Annotated in this window: 1 protein-coding gene and 1 pseudogene; one reads left to right on the top strand and one right to left on the bottom strand. The window is 37.0% G+C overall.

The window, feature by feature from the left end:
- Positions 1–413 (top strand): annotated as a pseudogene (locus ACP5S8_RS08220) (hypothetical protein); the annotation flags it as partial.
- Between the two features lie 37 nt (positions 414–450).
- Here the strand turns inward: ACP5S8_RS08220 and dnaK are convergent.
- On the bottom strand, positions 451–1,904 hold a 1,454-nt coding region (dnaK, locus tag ACP5S8_RS08215; protein ID WP_461876453.1), incomplete at its 5' end, for a molecular chaperone DnaK.

Below are 1,904 nucleotides of genomic sequence, written 5' to 3'. Positions count from 1 at the left end.
ACTTTAAGATAAAACTAGATACAAACGGCACAAATCCATCGGTAGTAAAAAATATAAGCGAGTTTGTGGATTATTTTGCTGTAGATGTAAAAACGATAAACTATAAGCTATGCAATAGCAGCGATGGGTTTTTTAAACTAATGGATACGTTGTGTTGTTTATCAAGGATGGATAAACCGTTTTTACTAAGGACTACTCTTTATCCTCCTTTTGTGGGAGAGTATTTTATAAGATATGTACTTGATGTTTTAAAAAATCTTAACATAAAAAATATAGATTGGTTTTTTAACGCTTTTGACAACAAAAATGTTTTAGAAGAAAAAGCTAAGACTTATCCATCTACCACAGGCGAGTATATCAAAAATTTGCTAAAAGATATAGAGATACCAGAAGATATACATATTCATTTTTGATTTTTAAAAGCCCCAAAAGGGGCTTTAGGTTATTTGATTATACTGGTCTTGCGTTGAAACCATCATCTGGTGGGTTTTGGTCGTTTGGTGGTGGAGTTTGACCAGAATATAGGCTTGTAGCTATCTTGTTGGATATATCTGTAATCTTGTTATAAGCTTCTTCTATAGCATTCTTATCGGTGGAATTTAAAGCTTGTTTGCCTTTTGATATCTCGGTTTCCGCTTCTTGGGCAAGATCTTGAGGTATTTTGTCTTTTTGTTCGTTTAAAAGCTTCTCAAGGTTGTAAACTAAAGAGTCTAGTCTATTCCTTGCTTCTATGAGTTCTTTGTTTTTCCTATCTTCATCGGCGTGCATTTCTGCTTCTCTTACCATCTTTTCTATATCTTCTTTGGAAAGTCCACCGGCAGCTTGTATTTTAATAGATTGTTCTTTGCCTGTAGCTTTGTCTTTGGCTGTTACATGAAGTATGCCGTCAACATCTATATCAAAGCACACTTCTATTTGTGGTACTCCTCTTGGTGCTGGCGGTATTCCAGTTAGGGTAAATCTACCAAGGGATTTGTTGTCTTTAGCCATTGGTCTTTCACCTTGGAGTACGTGGATTTCCACTTCCGTTTGGTTGTCTGAGGCTGTGGTAAATACTTCGCATTTTTTGTAAGGTATTGGCGTATTTCTTGGTATAAGGGTAGTCATCACTCCGCCCAACGTTTCAAGACCCAAAGAAAGAGGCGTTACATCCACAAGGAGTATATCTTTTACTTCACCGGTTATAACACCAGCTTGTATAGCAGCACCCACCGCCACTACTTCATCTGGGTTTACACCTTTGTGAGGTTCTTTCCCGAAGAATTCTTTTATCTTTTGTTGAACTAGGGGTATACGTGTAGAACCACCTACTAATACCACTTCGTTTATATCTTTTGGAGTTAGCTTTGCGTCTTCTAAAGCTCTTTTTACTATTTCCATAGTCCTATCTATGAGGTCCTTTATCATTTCTTCTAGTCTGGCTCTTGTGAGTTTTTTCTGTAAGTGCATAGGTTGCTTAGTTTCTGGGTCTATTGTTATAAATGGTAGGTTTATCTCGGTTTCCATTTTGAAAGAAAGCTCTTTTTTAGCTTGCTCTGAAGCCTCTTTTAAGCGTTGTAAAGCGGTTTTGTCACTCCTTAAATCTATGTTGGTTTCTTTTTTAAATTCGGATATTAGCCATTCCATTATACGCTCATCTATGTTGGCACCGCCTAGGTGTGTATCTCCGTTTGTGGCTTTTACCTCTATAACGCCTTCTCCACCTTCTAGGATAGACACGTCAAAAGTACCACCACCAAAGTCGTAAACGAGTATTTTTATATCGGATTTTTTATCTAAACCGTAGGCTAAAGCTGCAGCTGTAGGTTCGTTTATTATTCTTTTTACTTCTAAACCTGCTATTTTACCTGCATCTTTTGTTGCCTGTCTCTGTCTTTCGTTAAAGTAAGCTGGAACAGTTATAA

It is taken from the genome of Hydrogenobaculum sp. (genome assembly GCF_049967395.1).
In the GTDB taxonomy this organism is placed as follows: Bacteria; Aquificota; Aquificia; order Aquificales; family Aquificaceae; genus Hydrogenobaculum.
The sequence above is the reverse complement of the archived record's forward strand: the minus strand, read 5'-3'. Positions and strand labels throughout refer to the sequence as shown.